At 75.0% G+C, this 22,498-nt stretch carries 1 protein-coding gene and 1 pseudogene; both read left to right on the top strand.

Annotated features, from left to right (window positions below):
• Positions 1-100: 100 nt before the first annotated feature.
• A pseudogene (locus tag AB0E98_RS09605) lies at positions 101-11,998 on the top strand (type I polyketide synthase); the annotation flags it as partial.
• Between the two features lie 11 nt (positions 11,999-12,009).
• Positions 12,010-22,497: an SDR family NAD(P)-dependent oxidoreductase gene (locus tag AB0E98_RS09600; RefSeq protein ID WP_361700486.1), complete on the top strand. Its 10,488-nt coding sequence runs from the start codon at positions 12,010-12,012 to the stop codon at positions 22,495-22,497.
• Position 22,498 lies beyond the last annotated feature (1 nt).

Genomic DNA, 22,498 nt, shown 5'->3' with positions numbered 1-22,498 from the left:
TCGTCCCGCAGGCCGCAGCCGACCGCGTAGAGAACGTCCCGTTCCTGGCGTCCGAGCGTGGTGACGGCCGGTCGGCCGGTGGTCGTGGTGATCGGAGCGCCTGCGCGTCAGCCACGCCTTCCACTCGCCCCGCATGGACGCGATGCTGGACGAGTTCACGCGCGTCGCGGCCGGACTCGACTTCCAGCCGCCCGCCATCCCCCTCGTCTCCACCGTCACCGGCGAACTCCTCACCGCCGACGAGGCCGCCTCGCCCGCCTACTGGGCCGGGCAGGTCCGCCGCACCGTCCGCTTCGCCGACGCCGTACGCCGCCTCGACGCCGCGGGCGTGACCGCCTACCTCGAACTCGGCCCCGACGGCGTCCTCTCCGGCGCCGTCCGCGAGACCCTCGACGCCGCCTCACCCGCCCTCGCCGTGCCCGCGCTGCGCCGCGACCACGCCGAGACCCACGCCCTGACCACGGCCCTCGCCCGGCTCCACGTCCACGGCGTACGCCCCGACTGGGCGGCCTTCCTCGACGCCCCCGCCCGGCGCGTCGACCTGCCCACCTACGCCTTCCAGCGGCAGCGCTACTGGCCCGACACCACCGCCCTGCCGGCCGTTCCCGCCCCGGCGGGCACGCCCGACGCGGTGGACGCCGAGTTCTGGTCGGCCGTCGAGCGCGCCGACCTGAGCGCCCTGGGCTCCTCCCTGGAACTCGACGACGCCACCCTCACCGCCGTCGTGCCCGCCCTGTCCACCTGGCGCCGCAAGCGCCGCGAGCACTCCACGGTCGACGGCTGGCGCTACCGCGCCACCTGGAAGCCCCTCACCAAGGCCCCCACGACACACCCGACGGGCACCTGGCTGCTGCTCACCCCCGGCGACACGCCCGGGGCCGGCATGTCCGACGCCGACCGGGCCTGGGCCGACGCGCTCGCGAACGGCCTCGGCGCCGAGACCGTACGCCTCGACGTCACCACCCCCGACCGCGCCGAGCTCGCCGAACACCTGCGGGAACTCGCCGCCGACGGCGACGGGTTCACGGGCGTCCTGTCCCTGCTCGCCCTCGCCCCCGACGGACTCGCCGGGCTGCCGCTCACCGCGACGGCCGTCCAGGCACTCGGCGACGCCCGGATCGACGCCCCCCTGTGGTGCCTCACCCGCACCGCCGTCGCCGTCGCCCGCACCGAACCCGCGGGCGACCCCGCGCAGGCCGCCCTCTGGGGCCTCGGCCGCATCGTCGCCCTCGAACACCCGGAGCGCTGGGGCGGCCTCGTCGACCTGCCCGAAACCCTCGACGAGGCCACGCTGCGCCGCCTGGCGGGCGCCCTCTCCGGCGCCGGGCACGAGGACCAGCTCGCCGTACGCCCCACCGCCACCTACGCCCGCCGCCTGGCACACCACCCCGTCGGCGACACCCCCGCCCCCCGCCCGTACACCCCCACCGGCACCGTCCTGGTCACCGGCGGCACCGGAGCGCTGGGCGGCCACGTCGCCCGCATGCTCGCCGAAGCGGGCGCGCCCCACCTGCTGCTCGTCAGCCGCCGGGGCGCCGACGCGCCCGGCTCCGAGGACCTGCGGGCCGAACTCGCCGCGCTGGGCGCCGAGGTCACCCTCGCCGCCTGCGACACGGCCGACCGCGACGCGCTCGCCGCGCTGCTCGCGGACGTCCCGGCCGAGCACCCGCTCACGGCGGTGTTCCACACCGCCGGAGTGGTCGACGACGGCGTCGTCGACACGCTCACCCCCGAGAAGTTCACGGCCGTCCTGAACGCCAAGGCCACCGCCACGAACCACCTCCACGAGCTCACCCGCGACCTGGACCTGGCCGCCTTCGTCCTGTTCTCCTCCACCGCCGGCACCCTCGGCGCGGCCGGACAGGGCAACTACGCCGCCGCCAACGCCTACCTCGACGCCTTCGCCGCCCTCCGCCGCGCCCAGGGCCTGCCCGCGACCTCCATCGCCTGGGGCCCCTGGGCCGGAGCCGGCATGGCCGGCGACGGAACGCTCGTCGACGGCCGCGTCCGCCGCGGCGGCTTCACGCCCATGGCCCCCGCCTCCGCCCTCACCGCCCTCCGGCACGCCGTCGAACACGACGACACCGCCGTGACCGTCGCGGACATCGACTGGGACCGCTACACCACCGCGTTCCGCCACAGCGCCCTCATCGGCGACCTCCCCGAGCTCCGCGCCGCCACCGTCGTGACCGCCGCGCCCCAGGGCACCGCGCTCCTCGCGGGCGGCACGGGCGAGGAGGACCTCCGGCAACGACTCGCCGCACTCGCCGAGTCCGCGCGCCCCCGCTTCGTCCTGGACCTGCTGCGCGGCCACGTCGCCGCCGTCCTCGGCCACGCCGGAGCCGACAGCATCGCCGCCGACCAGGCCTTCGCCGACCTCGGCTTCGACTCCCTGACCATCGTCGAACTGCGCAACGCCCTGTCGGCCACCACCGGGCTGCGCCTGCCCGCCACCCTCGTCTACGACTACCCCACCCCGCAGGAACTGGCCGGGTTCCTGCTCACCGAGCTCCTCGGCACCCTGCCCGAGGGATCCGAGGGCGGCGCGCTCCCGGCGACCCGGGCGGCCGTCGACGACGACCCGATCGTCATCGTCGGCATGAACTGCCGCTTCCCCGGCGGGATCGCCTCCCCCGAGGACCTGTGGCGGCTCCTGTCCGACGGGTCGGACGCCATCTCCGGCTTCCCGGCCGACCGCGGCTGGGACCTGGAGCACCTGTCCCGGGGCGGCTCCGCCACCCTCGAAGGCGGCTTCCTCGACGGCGTCGGCCTCTTCGACGCCGCGTTCTTCGGCATCTCGCCGCGCGAGGCCCTGGCGATGGACCCGCAGCAGCGCCTGCTGCTGGAGACCACCTGGGAGGCCTTCGAACGGGCCGGCATCGACCCGACGTCCCTGCGCGGCAGTCAGACCGGCGTCTTCGTCGGCACCAACGGCCAGGACTACGTCAACGTGCTGCGCGCCGGCACCGCCGACGTCCGGGGCCACGTCGCCACCGGCAACACCGCCAGCGTCATGTCCGGCCGCCTCTCCTACGCCCTCGGCCTGGAGGGCCCGGCCGTCACCGTCGACACCGCCTGCTCCTCCTCGCTCGTCGCCCTCCACATGGCCGCGCGCTCGCTGCGGCAGGGGGAGAGCACGCTGGCGCTGGCCGGCGGCGTGTCGGTCATGTCCAGCCCGGACGCCTTCGCCGAGTTCACCGCGCAGGGCGGGCTCGCCCCCGACGGCCGCTGCAAGGCCTTCTCCGACGGGGCCGACGGCACCAGCTGGTCCGAGGGCGTGGGCGTCCTCGTCCTGGAGCGGCTCTCCGACGCCCGCCGCAACGGGCACGACGTCCTCGCGGTCGTCAGCGGCTCCGCCGTCAACCAGGACGGCGCCTCCAACGGCCTGACCGCCCCCAACGGCCGCGCCCAGCAGCGCGTCATCCGCCAGGCCCTCACCGACGGCGGCCTCGCCCCGGCCGACGTCGACGCCGTGGAGGCCCACGGCACCGGCACCACCCTCGGCGACCCCATCGAGGCGCACGCCCTCATCGCCGCCTACGGCCGCGACCGCGCCCCGGAGCAGCCGCTGCTGCTCGGCGCCGTCAAGTCCAACCTGGGCCACACCCAGGCGGCGGCCGGCGTCGCGGGCGTCATCAAGATGGTCCTCGCGATGCGCCACGGCGAACTGCCGCGCACGCTGCACGTCGGCACCCCGTCCTCGCACGTCGACTGGTCGGACGGGACCGTGTCGCTGGTGACCGAGCACCGGCACTGGCCGGAGACCGGCCGGCCGCGCCGGGCGGGTGTCTCCGCCTTCGGCGTCAGTGGCACCAACGCGCACGTCATCGTCGAGCAGGCGCCGGAGGCGACGGCCGCCGAGGAGCCGTCGGCGGAGCGGGCTCCCGGCCTCGTGCCGTGGGTGGTCTCGGCCCGGTCCGAGACCGCGCTGGCCGCGCAGACCGAGCGGATCACCGCCCTCGCCGGCACGGGCCCGGACGTGACGGACATCGGCTTCACGCTGGCCACGGGCCGGGCGGTCTTCGCCCACCGCGCCGTGCTGCTCGCCGACGGCGAGAGCGCCCGGGAGGCCGCGCGCGGCGCCGCCGGGGACGTGACGGGCAAGCAGGCGTTCCTGTTCTCGGGCCAGGGCTCGCAGCACGCGGGCATGGGCCGGGAGCTGTACGGGCGCTTCCCCGTCTTCGCCGAGGCGCTGGACGAGGTGGCGGCGTACTTCGACCGCGAACTGGAGCGTCCGCTGCGGGACGTCATGTTCGGTGACGACGCCGAGGCGCTGAACGGGACGGGTTTCACTCAGCCTGCGCTTTTCGCGCTTGAAGTGGCTTTGTTCAGGCTGGTGGAGTCGTGGGGGGTGCGTCCGGACTTCGTCGCGGGTCACTCCATCGGTGAGATCGCTGCCGCGCATGTCGCGGGTGTGTTCTCTCTTGAGGATGCGTGTGTCCTTGTGGCGGCGCGTGCGCGGTTGATGAGTGCGCTGCCTTCCGGTGGTGCGATGGTGGCTGTGCAGGCGTCCGAGGACGAGGTCGCGTCTCGTCTCACCGCCGGTATCTCGATCGCCGCTGTCAACGGCCCGACCGCCGTCGTCATCGCCGGTGACGAGGCCGCGGTCCTGGCCATTGCCGAAGGTTTCGCCGCCGAGGGTCGTAAGACCCAGCGGCTCTCCGTCAGCCATGCGTTCCATTCGCCGTTGATGGACCCGATGCTGGAGGACTTCCGCCGGATCGCTGCGGGTCTGTCGTACCAGGCGCCCAGCGTTCCCGTCGTGTCCAACGTGACCGGTGGGATCGCGACGGCGGAGCTGCTGTGCACCGCCGACTACTGGGTGCGGCACGTCCGGGAGACCGTCCGCTTCGCCGACGGCGTCCGTACGCTCGCCGCCGAAGGCGCGACGGCCTTCCTGGAGCTCGGCCCCGACGGTGTACTCACCGCCCTCGCCCAGCAGAGCCTCGACGGCACCGGGTTCCTGGTCGCCGCGTCCGCGCTCCGCAAGGACCGCCCCGAGGAGACCGCTCTCCTCACCGCCCTGGCCCGGCTGTACGTCGCCGGGGTCCCCGTGGACTGGGCGGCCTGGTTCGCGGGCACGGACGCCCGCCGGACGCCGCTGCCGACGTACGCCTTCCAGCGCCAGTGGTACTGGCCGGAGCGCGCCCCCGCCGGATCCGCCGAAGCGGGCGACCGGGATCCCGTGGACGCCGCCTTCTGGTCGGCCGTGGAGCGCGAGGACCTGTCGTCGCTGTCGGCCGAGCTGGAGCTGGACGACGCCGCGCTGTCGGCCCTCGTACCGGCCCTGTCGTCCTGGCGCCGCAAGCGCGCCGAGCGGTCGGCCGTCGACGGCCTGCGGTACCGCGTGACCTGGCGCCCGCTGACGGTCCCGGGCGTGAGCGCCCTGACCGGCAACGGCACCTGGCTGGCGCTGGTCCCGACCGGCCACACCGACGACGCCTACACCGCCGCGCTGGTGGGCGCGCTCGGCGAGAACGCCGTGCGCGTCGAGACCGGCACGGACGAGCACGCCGCGCTGGCCGAGCGCCTCGCCGTGCTCGCCGGCGACGGCACGGTCGTCACCGGTGTGGTCTCCCTGCTCGCGACGACCGCGCCCGGCACCGAGCCCGGCACCACGCCCGAGGGCCTGGCCCGGCCCGACGAACTCCTGCGCGTCCTCGCGGACGCCGGTGTCGACGCCCCCCTGTGGTGCGTCACCCGGGGCGCCGTCGCGACCGGCCGCTCCGAGGCGGTCGCCGACGACGCCCGGGCGGCGGTGTGGGGGCTCGGCCGGGTCATGGGCCTGGAGCAGCCCGAGCGCTGGGGCGGCCTCATCGACGTCGCGGACGTCCTCGACGGGCGCGGCGCGGACCGCTTCCGCGCCGCCCTCTCCGGTGCGGACGGCGAGGACCAGCTGGCGCTGCGTTCCTCCGGCCTCCTCGGCCGGCGGCTCGTGCGCGTCGCGGCCCACACCGCCCCCGACGCGTGGCGGCCCTCGGGCACGGCGCTGGTCACCGGCGGCCCGGCCGGCTTCGGCGGCCACACCGCCCGCCGGCTCGCCGAGCGCGGGGCCCGGCACGTGCTGCTCGTCGGCGCCACCGCACCGGACGCCTCCGCCGTGACGGCCCTGGAGGCCGAACTCGCCGGGCTGGGCGCCGGGCTGACGGTCACGACCGGCTCCCTCGCCGACGACGAGACCCTGCTGGCGGCACTCGCTTCAGCGCCCGCCGACCAGCCGCTGACCGCCGTCGTCCACACGGGCCGGGACACCGGACCCGACCCGGACCCGGCCGCGTACCTCGCTGCGCTCCGCGCGGACGTCGCGGGCCTGGAGGCCGCCGTCGACGCGGCCGCCGGTGACGGCGCGGCGGACGTGGCGTTCGTCCTCTTCGCCTCCATCGCCGGCGTCTGGGGCGTCAGCGGCCAGGGTGCCGGTGCCGCCGCGAGCGCCTTCCTCGACACCGTGGCCCACCGCCGCCGGGCGAGTGGTCTCCACGGCCTGTCGGTGTCCTGGGGCGCCTGGGCCGACACCACACCGGACGGCCTGGCCGCCCACCTGCGCGCCAACGGCCTGCCCGCCATGGACCCGGGCCGCGCGCTCGCCGCGCTCGCCCTGTCCATGAACGGCGAGGACGCCGCGGTGACGGTCGCGGATGTGGCCTGGGACCGGTTCGCCCCGGCCTTCGGCCGCACCCGGCCCACCGCCCTCTTCACCGAACTGCCCGAGGCCCGCGAGGCCCTGACGGACTCCGGGGACACCGGCCGGGGCACGGCGGGCGCCGCGTCCGCCCTGCGCGCCGAACTGGCCGCCCTCGCCGAGGGCGACCGGGCCGAGGCGCTGCTCTCCCTGGTCCGCGTCGAGGTCGCCGCGGTGCTCGGCTTCGCCGACCCGGCGGACGTACCGTCCGCGCAGGCCTTCCGGGACCTGGGCTTCGACTCGCTGACCGCCGTCGACCTCCGCAACCAGCTCGCCACGGCCACCGGGCTCACCCTGCCCGCCACCCTGGTCTTCGACTACCCGACGGCCGACGCCCTCGCCACCCACCTGCTCGCCGAACTCCTCGGCGGGCACGACGAGGACGAGCGCCGCGCCGCCGTACCGGCCGTGTCCGCCGGCGCCGACGACCCCATCGTGATCGTCGGCATGAGCTGCCGCTACCCGGGCGGCGTCCGCTCGCCCGAGGACCTGTGGAAGCTCGTCTCCGGGGAGGTGGACGCCATCGGCGGCTTCCCCGACGACCGCGGCTGGGACCTGGACCGCATGGTCCACGGCGACCGGGACGGCCGGGGCCGCAGCGTCACCCGCGAGGGAGGCTTCCTCTACGACGTCGCGGACTTCGACCCCGGCTTCTTCGGCATCTCGCCGCGCGAGGCCATGGTCATGGACCCGCAGCAGCGCATCGTGCTGGAGGCCGCCTGGGAGGCCCTGGAGCGCACCGGCATCGACCCGGCCGCGCTGCGCGGCGGCGACACCGGCGTCTTCATCGGCGGCGGCACCGGCGACTACCGCCCCGAGGCGGGCCAGCTCGGCCACGCGCAGACCGCCCAGTCGGCCAGCCTGCTCTCCGGTCGGCTGTCCTACACCTTCGGCCTGGAGGGCCCGTCGGTCAGCGTCGACACGGCCTGCTCCTCGTCCCTGGTCGCGCTGCACCTGGCCGCCCAGTCGCTGCGCAACGGCGAGTGCCCGCTCGCCCTCGCGGGCGGTGTGACGGTCATGTCCACCCCGGTGAACTTCATCGAGTTCGGCGAGATGGGCGCCCTGTCGGCCGACGGCCGCTGCCGCGCCTTCGCGGCGTCCGCCGGCGGCACCGGCTGGTCGGAGGGCGTGGGCGTCCTCGTCCTGGAGCGGCTCTCCGACGCCCGCCGCAACGGCCACGAGGTGCTGGCCGTCCTGCGCGGCTCGGCCATCAACCAGGACGGCGCCTCCAACGGCCTCACCGCCCCCAACGGCCCCTCCCAGCGCCGCGTCATCCGCCGTGCCCTGGCCAACGCCGGGCTGACGGCCGCCGACGTGGACGCGGTGGAGGCCCACGGCACGGGCACCACCCTCGGCGACCCCATCGAGGCCCAGGCGCTGCTCGCGACCTACGGCACGGACCGGCCGGAGGACCAGCCGCTGCTGCTCGGCTCGGTGAAGTCCAACATCGGCCACACCCAGGCCGCCGCCGGTGTCGCGGGCGTCATCAAGATGGTCATGGCCATGCGCCACGGCGTCCTGCCCCGCACCCTCCACATCGACGAGCCCTCCACCCACGTGGACTGGTCGGCCGGCGCGGTCGAGCTGCTCACCGAGCGCGCCGACTGGCCGGAGACGGGACGCGTACGCCGGGCCGGCATCTCGGCCTTCGGCGCCAGCGGCACCAACTCGCACGTCATCATCGAACAGCCGGAGCCGGCCTCCGAGCCTGTCGTTGTCGCCGCGTCCGAGGACGGGACGGGCCCGCTGCCCGTACCCGTCTCGGCTGCGGCCCCGGAGGCCCTCAAGGCCCAGGCCGCCCGCCTGGGCGCGTATCTGACGGCCCGCCCGGAGCTGACCGTCGCCGACCTGGCACGGGCCCTGGCCACGACCCGGTCGTCCTTCGAGCACCGGGCCACGGTCCTGGCCGCGAGCCGCGACGAGCTGCTGGAGGGCCTGGCGGCCCTCGCCGACGGCCAGGCCGGCCCGCGCGTCGTCCAGGGCCGCACGGCGGGACGCGCCGGAAAGCTCGCCTTCCTCTTCTCCGGCCAGGGCTCGCAGCGCGCGGGCATGGGCCGCGAGCTGTACGGGCGGTTCCCCGTCTTCGCCGAGGCGCTGGACGCGGTGACCGCCCACTTCGACGGCGAACTGGACCGGCCGCTGCGCGACGTGATGTTCGACGAGGACGGCGACGCGCTGAACGACACGGGCTTCACCCAGCCCGCGCTCTTCGCCCTCGAAGTGGCGCTGTTCCGGCTGGTGGAGTCCTGGGGCATCCGCCCCGACCTCGTCGCCGGCCACTCGATCGGCGAGATCGCGGCGGCGCACATCGCCGGCGTGTTCTCCCTGGAGGACGCCTGCGCCCTGGTCGCGGCCCGGGCCCGGCTGATGGCCGCCCTGCCCACGGGCGGCGCCATGGTCGCCGTCCAGGCGACCGAGGACGAGGTGGCCGCACACCTGACCGGGGTCGACGGAGTGTCCGTCGCCGCCGTCAACGGGCCGGAGGCGGTCGTCCTGTCGGGCGATGAGGCCGCCGTGCTCGCCGCCGCCGGGAAGTTCACCGCCGACGGCCGCAAGACTAGGCGTTTGCTGGTCAGCCATGCGTTTCACTCCCTGCACATGGACGCCGTACTCGAGGACTTCCGACGGGCCGCCCGCCGCGTGACGTACGCGCCGCCGGCGCTCCCGCTCGTGTCCTGCCTCACCGGCGACCTGGCGACCGGCGAAGAGCTGAGCTCGCCCGAGTACTGGGTGCGGCACGTCCGCGAGGCCGTACGGTTCGGCGACGGCGTCGGCGCCCTGACCGGGCGCGGCGTCACCCGCTTCCTGGAGATCGGCCCGGACGGTGTGCTCTGCGCCATGGCCCAGGACACCCTGGACGCCGTGTCGGCCAAGGCACTGACCGTACCGGCGCTGCGCAAGGGCCGCGACGAGGAGGCGTCCCTGCTCACCGCCCTGGCCCGGCTCCACGCCGACGGCACGGTCCCGCGCTGGACGTCCGTCCTCGGCGCGGGCGACCCGGCACGACGCGTGGACCTGCCCACCTACCCCTTCCAGCACCAGCGGTTCTGGCCCGACCACCGGCCCGCCGAAGCCTCCGGCGCGACCGGCACGGCCCGGGGCGAGGACGAGGCGTTCTGGTCCGCCGTGCGCGGCGAGGACTTCGCCGCGCTGGAGTCGGAGCTGGACGTCGACGGCGACGCCCTCGCCAAGGTCCTGCCCGCGCTCGCCGACTGGCGCCGCCGCCGGGCCGAGCGGTCCACCGTGGACGGCTGGCGCCAGCGCGTCGTCTGGAAGCCCCTGACCGCTGCCGCGTCTTCGCGTCGCCCGGCCGGGACCTGGCTCGCCGTCGTGCCCGCCGGGCAGGCCGACGAGCCGTGGGCCGCCGACGTCCTCGCCCGCCTCGGCGACGGGGCCGTACGCCTGGACGTCACCGGCACCGACCGGGACGCCCTGGCCGCCCTGCTGAAGGAACAGGCCGCCACCGGGCGGGAGCTCACGGGAGTCCTCTCCCTGCTCGCCCTCGCCGCTCCGGGCGACACCGATGGTGTCCCCGAGGGCACCCTGCTCACCGCCGCCCTCGTCCAGGCCCTCGGCGACGCCGGGATCGACGCGCCCCTGTGGTGCGTCACCCGCGGCGCGGTCGCCGTCTCGCCCGCCGAGCCGGTACCGGGTCTCGCCCAGGCCGGCGTCTGGGGACTGGGACGGGTCGCCGCACTGGAGCACCCGCGCCGCTGGGGCGGCCTGATCGACCTGCCGGAGACCCTCGACGAGCGGTCGGCGGACCGGTTCGCCGGACTCCTCGCCGACTCCGGCGGCGAGGACCAGCTCGCCGTCCGGCCCTCCACCGTCTTCGGCCGCCGGCTCGTGCCCGTACCGGCCGACGGGCCCGTAAAGGAGTGGCAGCCCACCGGCACCGTCCTGATCACCGGCGGCACCGGCGCCCTCGGCGCCCACGTGGCACGCGGCCTCGCCGAGGCGGGCGCCGCCCACCTGCTGCTCGTCAGCCGCCGGGGCGCCGAGGCGCCCGGCGCCGAGGACCTGCGGGCCGAACTCGCCGCGCTGGGCGCCGAGGTCACCCTCGCCGCCTGCGACGTCGCCGACCGCGACGCGCTCACCGGCCTGCTCGCCGGCGTCCCGGACAGCGCCCCGCTGACCGGCGTCGTCCACGCGGCGGGCGTCCTCGACGACGGCGTCATCGACGGCCTGACCCCCGAGCGGTTCGCGGCCGTCCACCGCGCCAAGGCCGCCTCGGCCCTGGCCCTCCACGACCTGACCCGGGACCTCGGCCTCACGGTGTTCGCCCTGTTCTCCTCGGCGTCCGCCACCGTCGGCAACCCCGGCCAGGCCAACTACGCCGCCGCCAACGCCCTCCTCGACGCCCTCGCCGAGCGGCGCCGCGCCGAGGGCTTGGCCGCCACCTCCATCTCCTGGGGCGCCTGGGCCGGCGGCGGCATGGCCGCCGACGCCCGCGCGGCCGCCGCCGCCCAGCGCACCGGCATCCGGCCGCTGGACCCGCGCCTCGCGGTCGCCGCGCTGCGCCGGGCGGTCATGGAGAACGGGCCGACGGAGGTCGTCGCCGAGGTCGAACCCGCCCGGTTCGTACGGGCCTTCACCGCCGTACGGCCCAGCCCCCTCCTCGCGGAGCTCGCCCCCGCCGCCGACCAGGCCCCGGCCGGGACCGACGGGGACGCCGCCGCACCGGGGGCGGACGGCGCCGCACTGCGGGAGAAACTCGCGGGCCAGAGCGCGGCACAGCGCACCGAGACCGTCCTGAACGTCGTACGGACCCGGGCCGCCGCAGTCCTCGGCCACACCGACGCCGACGCCGTCGGCGCCGACCGGGCCTTCCGGGACCTCGGCTTCGACTCGCTCGCCGCCGTCGAACTGCGCAACCAGCTCACGGCCGCGACCGGACTGACCCTGGCCGCCACGCTCGTCTTCGACCACCCCACCCCCGTCGACCTGGCCGCCCACGTCCTGCGCGAGCTGCTGCCCGACGCCGGCCACGGCGACGGCACGGCGGACGGCGGGACCGACGACCTCGACCAGGCCGGCATCCGGGCCCTGCTCGCCTCCGTCTCCGTGGCCCAGCTGCGCGAGATCGGCGTGCTGGAACCCCTGCTGAGGCTCGCCGCCACCACGGCCGCGGCCGACGACGGTCCCACCGGGGCGACGGAACCGGACGGCTACGCGGAATCGATCGACGAGATGGACGTCGACGCCCTCGTCCGGGCGGCGCTGGACGGCACCACGGGATCCGACGACACAGGATCCGACGACACGGGATCCAACGACGACGACACGCCGGACTCACGGACCTCACGGACCGAAGGCTGAGAGAGCGGAACATGACCACGCCCAGCGAAAAAGTAGTCGAAGCTCTCCGGGCCTCCCTCAAGGAGACCGAGCACCTGCGCCGGCAGAACCGCGCCCTGGTGGCCGCCGCCACCGAGCCCGTCGCCATCGTCGCGATGAGCTGCCGCTACCCGGGCGGCGTGCGCTCCCCGGAGGACCTCTGGGACCTCGTCGCCGCCGGTGGGGACGCCATCTCCGGCTTCCCCACCGACCGGGGCTGGGACCTGGCGGCCCTGCGCGACGCCGGAGTCGACAAGCGCGGCAACAGCGTCAGCCAGGAAGGCGGCTTCCTCGACTGCGCGGCCGACTTCGACGCCGACTTCTTCGGCATCTCGCCGCGTGAGGCCGTCACCATGGACCCCCAGCAGCGCCTGCTGCTGGAGACGTCCTGGGAGGCGATCGAGCGCGCCGGCATCGACCCGGCCACCCTGCGCGGCAGCCGCACCGGCGTGTTCGTCGGCACCAACGGCCAGGACTACGCCTACCTCCTCGTACGGTCCCTCGCCGACGCCACCGGCGACATCGGCACCGGCATCGCCGCCAGCGCCACCTCCGGGCGGCTCTCCTACACCCTCGGCCTCGAAGGACCGGCCGTCACCGTCGACACGGCCTGCTCCTCCTCCCTCGTGGCCCTCCACTCCGCCATCCACGCCCTCCGGGCCGGTGAGTGCTCACTGGCCCTCGTCGGCGGCGTCAACGTCATGTCGTCACCGGGCTCCCTGATGGAGTTCAGCCGCCAGGGCGGCCTCGCCGGCGACGGCCGCTGCAAGGCCTACGCGGACACCGCCGACGGCACCGGCTGGTCCGAGGGCGTCGGCATGCTCCTCGTCGAACGCCTCTCCGACGCCCGCCGCAACGGTCACCCGGTGCTGGCGGTCGTCCGGGGCTCGGCCGTCAACCAGGACGGCGCTTCCAACGGCTTCACCGCCCCCAGCGGCCCCGCCCAGCAGCGCGTCATCCGCCGCGCCCTGGCCAACGCGGGCCTGACGGCCGGCGAGGTCGACGCCGTCGAGGGCCACGGCACGGGCACCCCGCTCGGCGACCCCATCGAGGCCCAGGCCCTCCTCGCCACCTACGGCCAGGGCCGGGACACCGAACGGCCGCTGCTCCTGGGCTCGGTGAAGTCGAACATCGGCCACGCGCAGGCGGCGGCGGGCGTCGCCGGCGTCATCAAGATGGTCATGGCCATGCGCCGGGGCGTGCTGCCACGCACCCTCCACGCGGAACGGCCCTCGACACACGTGGATTGGGCTGTGGGAGCGGTGGAACTCCTCAAGGACGCGAGGCCCTGGCCCGAGGTCGACAGGCCATGGCGCGCGGGCGTGTCCTCCTTCGGCATCAGCGGAACGAACGCGCACGTGATCCTGGAACAGGCCACCGAGTCCACAGGGGAGCCCGCCGGGGAGCCGGACGCGCCCACGGTCCGGCCCGGTGTGGTGCCGTGGCCGGTGTCCGCCAAGTCCGAGGAGGCGCTGGCCGCGCAGCTGGAGCGGGCGACCGCCCTCGCGGGCACCGCCGAGCCCGTGGACGTCGGCTACTCGCTGGCCACGGGCCGGTCGGCCTTCGACCACCGCGCGGTCCTCCTGGCCTGCCCGGACGGCTCGCTGTCCGAGGCCGCGCGCGGCCGCGCGGCAGCCGGCGGCCGCCCCCTGGCGGTGCTCTTCACGGGCCAGGGATCGCAACGGGTGGGCATGGGCCGCGAACTGTACGCCCGCTTCCCCGCCTTCTCCGAGGCCCTGGACGCGGTGGCCGCCCGCCTCGACGGCGAACTGGAGCGCCCGCTGCGGGAGGCCATGTTCGACGGCGACGCGGCCGTACTGGACGGCACCGGTTTCGCCCAGCCCGCGCTCTTCGCACTCGAAGTGGCCCTCTACCGGCTGGTCGAGTCCTGGGGGGTGCGCCCCGACTACGTCACGGGCCACTCGATCGGCGAGGTCGCAGCCGCGCACGTCGCGGGCGTGCTGTCCCTCGACGACGCGTGCGCGCTGGTGGCGGCCCGGGCCCGGCTGATGGCGGCCCTGCCCGCGGGCGGCGCGATGGTCGCCGTCCAGGCCTCCGAGGACGAGGTCGCGGCACGTCTGGTCGACGGGGTGTCCATCGCGGCCGTCAACGGCCCGGACGCCGTCGTCATCGCGGGCGACGAGACGGCGGTGCCCCGCATCGCCGAGAAGTTCGCCGCCGAGGGCCGCAAGACCCAGCGGCTGTCGGTGAGCCACGCCTTCCACTCGCCGCTCATGGACCCCATGCTGGAGGACTTCCGGCAGGCCCTGGCCGGACTGTCCTTCCAGGCGCCGCGGATCCCGGTCGTCTCGAACGTGACGGGCCGCATAGCGACGGCGGAACTGCTCTGCACGCCCGAGTACTGGGTCCGGCACGTCCGGGAGACCGTCCGCTTCGCCGACGGCGTCCGGACGCTGGCCGCCGAAGGCGCCACCGCCTTCCTCGAACTCGGCCCCGACGGTGTGCTGACGGCCATGGCCCAGCACAGCCTCGACGACGCCGGGAGCCTGGTCGCCCTCACCGCCCTGCGCCGGAACCGGGCCGAGGAGCGCTCCCTGCTCACCGCGCTCGCCCGGCTGCACGTGGCGGGCGTCGCGGTGGACTGGACCGCGTGGTTCGACGGCACGGGCGCCGGCCGCGTGGACGTCCCCACGTACGCCTTCCGGCACCAGCGGTTCTGGCCCAAGCCCGCCGCCGTCGCCGGCGACGTGTCCGCCGCCGGCCTCACCCCGGCCGGCCACCCGCTGCTCGGCGCGGCCGTGTCCCTGGCCGGCCTCGACGGTGTCCTGTTCACCAGCAGGCTCTCCGCCCGCACCCACCCCTGGCTCGCCGACGGCGCCACGTTCCCGGCCGCCGCGTACGTGGAGCTCGCCATCCGCGCGGGCGACCAGGTCGGCTACGGCCGCGTCGACGAACTCACCCTGACCGAACCGCTCGCCCTGGACGACGAGCACGCCGCCCTCCTCCAGGTCTGGGTCGGCGCCCCCGACCCGGCGGGCGCCCGGAAGGTGTCCGTCTACTCCCAGCTCGCCGACGCCCCCGACCAGACCTGGACGGAGCACGCGCACGGCGTCCTGAGCCCCGGCGAGCGCGTCGCGGACTTCGGCACCGACGAGTGGCCCCCGCGCGACGCCACCGCCGTCGACGCCGATGCCGTGGCGGGGTTCTACGACAAGGCCGGACACGCCCCCGCCCTCCGGGCCGTCCGCGCGATCTGGACGCGGGACGCCGACACCTTCGTGGAAGCCGCCCTCCCCGCCGACGCCGCGGACGACGCCGGAGCGTTCGGACTCCACCCCGCGCTGCTGACCGCCGTCACCCAGGCCCTCGCGATCACGGCGCCGGACGGTGGAGCGAACGAGCCCGAGCCCCTCTCGTGGTCCGGGGTGTCCCTGCACGCGGGGGGCGCGTCGGCGGTACGGATACGCGTCACGCGGACCGCCGAGGACACCGCCTCCGTGGCCGTCGTCGACACCGAGGGCGCACCGGTCCTGTCGGCGAGCACGCTGGTGCTGCACGACCGGGCCGGGACCGCGGACCGCAGGGGCAGCGCCACGGACCACGGATCCCTGCTGCGGCTGGACTGGGTCCCGGCACCGGCACCCGAGGAGGGAGCCGAGGGCCGGGAGCTCACCCATGCGACGCTGGGCGCCGGGACGGTCACGGCCCTGGCCGACGTGCCGGACGGCACGGACCTGGTGCTGGCCCCGCTGACCGCGGGCGACGGGACCGACGTCCCCGGCGCGGCCCACGAGCTGACGGCCCGGGCGCTCGGCCTGGTGGGGGAGTGGCTGGCGGAGGAGCGGTTCACCGCCGCACGGCTGGTGTTCGTGACGCGCGGCGCGACGGACGGCAACGATCTCGCCGCTGCCGCCGCCTGGGGCCTGGTGCGCTCGGCACAGACGGAACACCCCGACCGCTTCGCCCTGGTCGACCTCGACGCCGACACCGAGCTCGCTGTTGTACTGCCCCAGCTGCCGGGGCTGCTGGCGGCGGGCGACGACCAGTTCGTGGTGCGCGACGGTGCGGTGAGCGTGGGCCGGCTGGCGCGGGTCGCTGCGGAGGCTGATACTCCGGCAGCGGTACGCGCCTGGGACACGGCGGGCACGGTGCTGATCTCCGGTGGCACAGGCGGCCTGGGCGGCCTGCTGGCCCGTCACCTGGTGGCCGAGCACGGCGTGCGGCATCTGCTGCTGGTGAGCCGTCGTGGCCCGGAGGCGCCCGGTGCGGCGGAACTGGTCGACGAACTGACCGGCCTCGGCGCGGAAGTGACCGTCGAGTCGTGCGACACGACGGACCGGGACGCCGTCGAGCGCCTGCTGGCCGGTGTCCCGGCCGATCGTCCGCTGACCGCCGTGATCCACACGGCCGGTGTCCTCGACGACGGTGTGGTGACGTCCCTGACCCTGGACCGCCTGGCGGCCGTGCTGCGCCCGAAGGCCGACGCCGCCTGGCACCTCCACGAGCTCACCAAGGACCTCGACCTCGCCGCGTTCGTCCTCTTCTCGTCGGTCTCCGGCGTGATGGGCGGCGCCGGACAGGCCAACTACGCGGCAGGAAACGTCTTCCTGGACGCCCTCGCCCACCATCGCCGCCTTATCGGCCTGCCCGCCCAGTCCCTCGCGTGGGGCGCGTGGGCGCAGTCGAGCGGTATGACGGGCACGCTGTCGCAGGCCGACATGCAGCGCATCGCGGCCTCCGGAGTGCCGCCGCTGACGGCCGAGCAGGGCCTTGCCCTGTTCGACGCGGCCACCGGCCTCGACGAGCCGTACCTCGTCCCGATCGGCCCCGCCCGGCGCGGCGGACGCGCCCCGGGCGTCGTACCCCCGCTGCTGCGCGGCCTGATCCGTGGCGGCCGGCGAACGGCCGCCACGGCGGCGGGCGGCGCCGGTACGGCGGCCGCGCTCAGCCTCCGGCTGTCCGGGCTGGGGGAGGAGGACGCGCTCCGCTCGATGACCGACCTCGTACGGACCGAGGCGGCCGCCGTCCTCGGGCACGCCTCGGCGCGGCAGGTCGAGGCGGGCCGGGAGTTCCGCGAGCTCGGCTTCGACTCGCTGACGGCGGTGGAGCTCCGCAACCGGCTCACCACCGCCACCGGCCTGCGGCTCACCGCGACCCTGATCTTCGACTACCCCACCCCTGCCGCCCTCGCGAGCCAACTCATGGCCGAGCTGGCCGGCGAGGACGCGGGGGACCCGATCGTGACGGCCTCCGCCGTCTCCGACGACCCCATCGCCATCGTCGGCATGGCCTGCCGGATGCCCGGCGGCGTACGGTCGCCGGAGGACTTGTGGCGGATGCTCGCCGAAGGCCGCGACGGCATCGCCGGCTTCCCCACCGACCGTGGCTGGGACCTCAAGGCGCTCTTCGGCACGGACCCGGAGAACCGGGGCGGCAGCGCGACCCGGCGCGGCGGATTCCTCCAGGACGTCGCCGACTTCGACGCCGGGTTCTTCGGGATCTCCCCGCGTGAGGCCCTGGCGATGGACCCGCAGCAGCGGCTCCTGCTGGAGACGTCCTGGGAGGCGTTCGAGCGCGCCGGGATCGACGCGACGGCCCTGCGCGGCAGCCGGACGGGCGTCTTCGTCGGCACCACGGGCCAGGACTACGCCACACTCGTGATGAACTCCCGCGAGGACGTCGAAGGCCACGCCAGCACCGGCCTCGCCACCAGCGTCATCTCCGGCCGGATCTCTTACACCTTCGGGCTGGAGGGCCCGGCGGTGACGGTCGACACGGCGTGCTCGTCCTCGCTCGTCGCCCTCCACCTCGCCGCCCAGTCCCTCCGCAGCGGCGAGAGCTCGCTCGCGCTCGCCGGCGGTGTGACGGTCCTGTCGACGCCGATGACCTTCGCGGGCTTCAGCCGCCAGGGCGGCCTGGCGGCGGACGGCTACTGCAAGGCGTTCGCGGACTCTGCCGACGGTACTGGTTGGTCCGAGGGCGCGGGTGTGCTGGTGCTGGAGCGGCTGTCGGACGCGAAGCGTCTCGGTCACCGGGTGCTGGCCGTGGTGCGGGGTTCGGCGGTGAACCAGGACGGTGCGTCGAACGGTCTGACGGCGCCGAACGGCCCGTCGCAGCAGCGCGTCATCCGCCAGGCGTTGGCGAGCGCGGGTCTGAAGGCCGCCGATGTGGACGCGGTGGAGGCGCACGGTACGGGTACGACGCTGGGTGACCCGATCGAGGCGCAGGCGCTGCTGGCGACGTACGGTCGTGAGCGGGACGCGGACCGGCCGTTGTGGCTTGGCTCGGTGAAGTCGAACATCGGTCATACACAGGCTGCGGCTGGTGTCGCCGGGATCATCAAGATGGTCATGGCGATGCGGCACGGCGTCCTGCCGAAGAGTCTGCACATCGACGAGCCGTCGTCGCATGTGGACTGGTCGGCGGGTGCGGTGGAGTTGCTGTCGGAGGCTCGGGCGTGGCCGGAGGTGGGGCGTCCGTGGCGTGCGGGTGTGTCGTCGTTCGGTCTCAGCGGCACGAACGCGCACGTCATCGTGGAGCAGGCCCCTGAGTCCGTTGCCGAGCGTGGCGCTTCGTCGGATGGGCCGGTGCCGTGGGTGGTGTCGGCCAAGTCGGAGGAGGCGCTGGCGGAGCAGGTGGAGCGGCTGACGTCCTCGGCTGATGGCGATGCCGCTGATGTGGGCTTCTCGCTGGCGACTGGGCGGTCGGTCCTCGACCACCGTGCGGTTCTGCTGGCAGGGGACGAGATGGCTCGCGGGGTCGCTGTGGACCGGTCCCTGGCGTTCCTGTTCTCGGGTCAGGGGTCGCAGCGGCTGGGGATGGGGCGGGAGTTGTATGCCCGGTTCCCGGTGTTCGCGGGGGCGCTGGACGAGGTGACGGCTCGTTTCGACGGGTTGCGGGACGTCATGTTCGGCGACGACGCCGAGGCGCTGAACGGGACGGGCTTTACTCAGCCTGCGCTTTTCGCGCTTGAAGTGGCGTTGTTCAGGCTGGTGGAGTCGTGGGGGGTGCGTCCGGGCTTCGTTGCCGGTCACTCCATCGGTGAGATCGCCGCCGCGCATGTCGCGGGGGTCTTCTCCCTTGAGGATGCGTGTTCCCTCGTCGCGGCGCGTGCGCGGTTGATGAGTGCGCTGCCTTCTGGTGGTGCGATGGTGGCGGTGCAGGCGTCCGAGGACGAGGTGGTGCCTCAGCTGACCGCCGGTGTGTCGATCGCCGCTGTCAATGGCCCTGACGCTGTCGTCATCGCTGGTGAGGAGTCGGCTGTTCTGCGGATCGCCGAGGGTCTGGCCGCCGAGGGTCGTAAGACCCAGCGGCTGTCGGTGAGTCACGCGTTCCATTCGCCGTTGATGGACCCGATGCTGGAGGACTTCCGCCGGGCCATCGAGGGGCTGTCGTTCCAGGCCCCCACGATCCCCCTGATCTCGAACGTGACGGGTGAGGTCGCTGCGGCCGAGCTCGTCGCCACCCCCGGCTACTGGGTGCGGCACGTCCGTGAGGCCGTGCGTTTCGCCGATGGTGTCCGTGCGCTGAGCGAGGCAGGCGCCACCGCCTTCTTTGAGCTCGGTCCCGACGGTGTCCTCACCGCCCTCGCCCAGCACACCCTCGACCCCGACAAGGATCTGCTCTCCGTCCCGGCCCTCCGCAAGGACCGCCCGGAAGAGACCGCTCTCCTGACCGCCCTCGCCCGGCTCCACGTCTCCGGCGTCGACGTCGCGTGGGCCGAGCTGTTCGCGGGCACCGGCGCCCGCCACGTAGACCTGCCCACCTACGCCTTCCAGCACGAGCGCTTCTGGCCCCGGCCCGCCGCGCTTACCGGCGACGTCTCGTCCGTCGGTCTGGTGCCCGCACGGCATCCGCTCCTGGGCGCCGCCGTGCCGCTGGCCGACTCCGACGGGATGCTGTTCACGAGCCGGCTCTCCCCGGAGACCACCGACTTCCCCGTATCGGCCTTCCTGGAGCTGGCCGTTCGCGCCGGTGACGAAGTGGACTGCGACCGCGTCACCTCTCTGACCGTCCACACGCCCCTGGCCCTCACCGGCGGATCTCCTCTCGCCCTCCAGGTGTGGGCGGGCGCGGCGGACGCGACAGGCGCCCGTGCCCTACGCGTCTACTCCCGGCCCGGGGACGCCCTCGACGAGCCGTGGACCGAGCACGCCTCCGGTGTCCTCGACTCCGGCGAGCAGACCGTGCCCTTCGACGCGTCCACCTGGCCGCCCACCGAAGCCGTCGCCGTCCCCGTCGAAACGGGCGACGAATCCACCACCCTCTGGACCCGTGGCGACGAGGTCTACGTCGAGACGAAGCTGACCGGCGAGGCCGCGTCCGACGCCCCCTACTACGGCATGCACCCCACCCTGCTGGAGACCCTCGCTCAGGCAGCGGAATTCGCAGGCCTGGACGGCGAGGAAGAGCTGTCCCCGCTGTCCTGGTCGGGGGTCTCGCTGCACGCGGGCGGTGCCTCGGCCGTGCGGGCCCGCCTCGCGCGGACCGCCGGGGACTCGGTGTCGGTCGCGGCGGTGGACGCCACCGGCGCTCCCGTGCTGTCGGTGGAGACGCTGACGCTCCGCCCCCGGCCGGTCGCCGACGCCCCCACCGGGACCGGTGCGGAGCAGGGCGCCCTGCTGCGCCTGGAGTGGATCCCGGCGCCCATCCCTGCCAGGGCCACCGCCACCGCCCAGGCGCCCCGGTACGTGACGCTCGGCAGCGACGGGACCGCGTCCCTGGCCGACGTACCGGCCGGCACCGACCTTGTCGTGGTCCCGGTCGCCGTCACCGGGGACGAGGACGTACCCGCCGCCGTGCACCAGCTGACCGCCCACGCCCTCCGGCTCGTTCAGGACTGGCTCGCCGACAACCGGCACGCCGCTTCCCGCCTCCTCTTCGTCACCCGGGACGCCGTCTCCGCCGACGCGGCGGATGCCGTTCACGACCCGGCGGCCGCAGCGGTGTGGGGCCTGGTGCGCTCGGCACAGTCGGAGCACCCCGGACGGTTCGTCCTCCTCGACCTCGACGGAGCTGTCGACGCCGACCCGACCGCCCTGCTCCGGAGCCTGCCGAGCCTGCCGGACCTGCTGGCGGGCGGCGACGCGCAGTTCGTCGTACGCGACGGTGCGGTGCGCGTGGGACGGCTGGCCCGCGTCGCCCCGCCGGAGCCGGACGCTCCGGCAGCGGTATCCACCTGGAATCCGGCCGGTACGGTGCTGATCACCGGTGGCACAGGTGGCCTGGGCGGCGTACTGGCCCGGCACCTAGTGGCCGAGCACGGCGTGCGGCATCTGCTGCTGGTGAGCCGTCGTGGCCCGGAGGCGCCGGGGGCGGTGGAGCTGGTCGGCGAACTGGCCGCCCTGGGCGCCGAGACGACGGTCGTCGCCTGCGACACGGCCGACCGTGCCGAGGTGGAGGGTCTGCTGGCCGGTGTCCCGGCCGGTCGTCCGCTGACCGCCGTGATCCACACGGCCGGTGTCCTCGACGACGGTGTGATCACCTCCCTCACCCCCGACCGGCTCTCGGCCGTCCTGCGCCCGAAGGCCGACGCGGCCTGGCACCTCCACGAGCTCACCAAGGACCTCGACCTCGCCGCCTTCGTCCTCTACTCCTCCATCTCCGGCGTGATGGGCAGCGCCGGACAGGCCAACTACGCCGCCGGCAACGTCTTCCTGGACGCCCTTGCCCACCACCGCCGCCTTCTCGGTCTGCCCGCCCAGTCCCTGGCGTGGGGGGCGTGGGCGCAGGGGAGCGGTATGACGGGCGCGCTGTCGCAGGCCGACATGCAGCGGATCGCGGCCTCCGGAGTGCCGCCGCTGACGGTCGCGCAGGGCCTGGCGCTGTTCGACGCGGCCGTCGCGCTCGACGAGGCGTACGTCGTCCCGATCGGCCCGGCCTCCGGGGCCCGGCGCGCTCAGGGCGAGGTGCCGCCGCTGCTGCGCGGCCTGGTGAAGGGCGGCCGGCGGGTGGCCGCGGCCGCCGGGGACAGTGCCGCGACGGCCGCCGGACTCGCGCGACAGTTGAGGGAAATACGGGAAGAAGAGCGCGTACGTTTCGCCGTGGAGCTCGTCAGGGCTGAGGCGGCGCGAGTGCTCGGGCACGCCTCGCCCGAGGCGATCGGGGCGAAGAAGGGGTTCCAGGACCTCGGCTTCGACTCCCTGACCGCCGTCGAGCTCCGCAACCGGCTGACGGCCACGACCGGCCTGAGGCTGCCCGCCACCCTGACCTTCGACTACCCCACCCCCGTCTCCCTGGCCGAACACCTCGTCTCGCAGCTCGTGGGCGAGGACGGCCCCGACACCTCCTCCTCCCTCCTCGCGGAGCTCGACCGCCTCGACTCCGCCCTTGCTTCCACGGAACCCGACGCGCTCACCAGGGCGGCCGTCTCCAACCGGCTGCTGACGATGCTGGAGAAGTGGCGGGGGAGCGAGGCCGAGACCGCCGGCACCGAGGTGGCCGAGCGGATCGGCTCCGCCAGTGAGGACGAGATCTTCGACTTCATCGACAACGAGCTCGGCCGTCTGGGCGATCGCTGAT

The organism is Streptomyces sp. NPDC037389, from assembly GCF_040636475.1.
Taxonomy (GTDB): Bacteria; Actinomycetota; Actinomycetes; order Streptomycetales; family Streptomycetaceae; genus Streptomyces; species Streptomyces hesseae.
This window is presented reverse-complemented; position numbering and strand designations above follow the sequence as displayed.

What these genes read in the sequence shown, in the direction of transcription:
- AB0E98_RS09600 (WP_361700486.1), top strand. Translation starts at nt 12,010, where the DNA reads ATGACCACGCCCAGCGAAAAAGTAGTCGAAGCTCTCCGGGCCTCCCTC.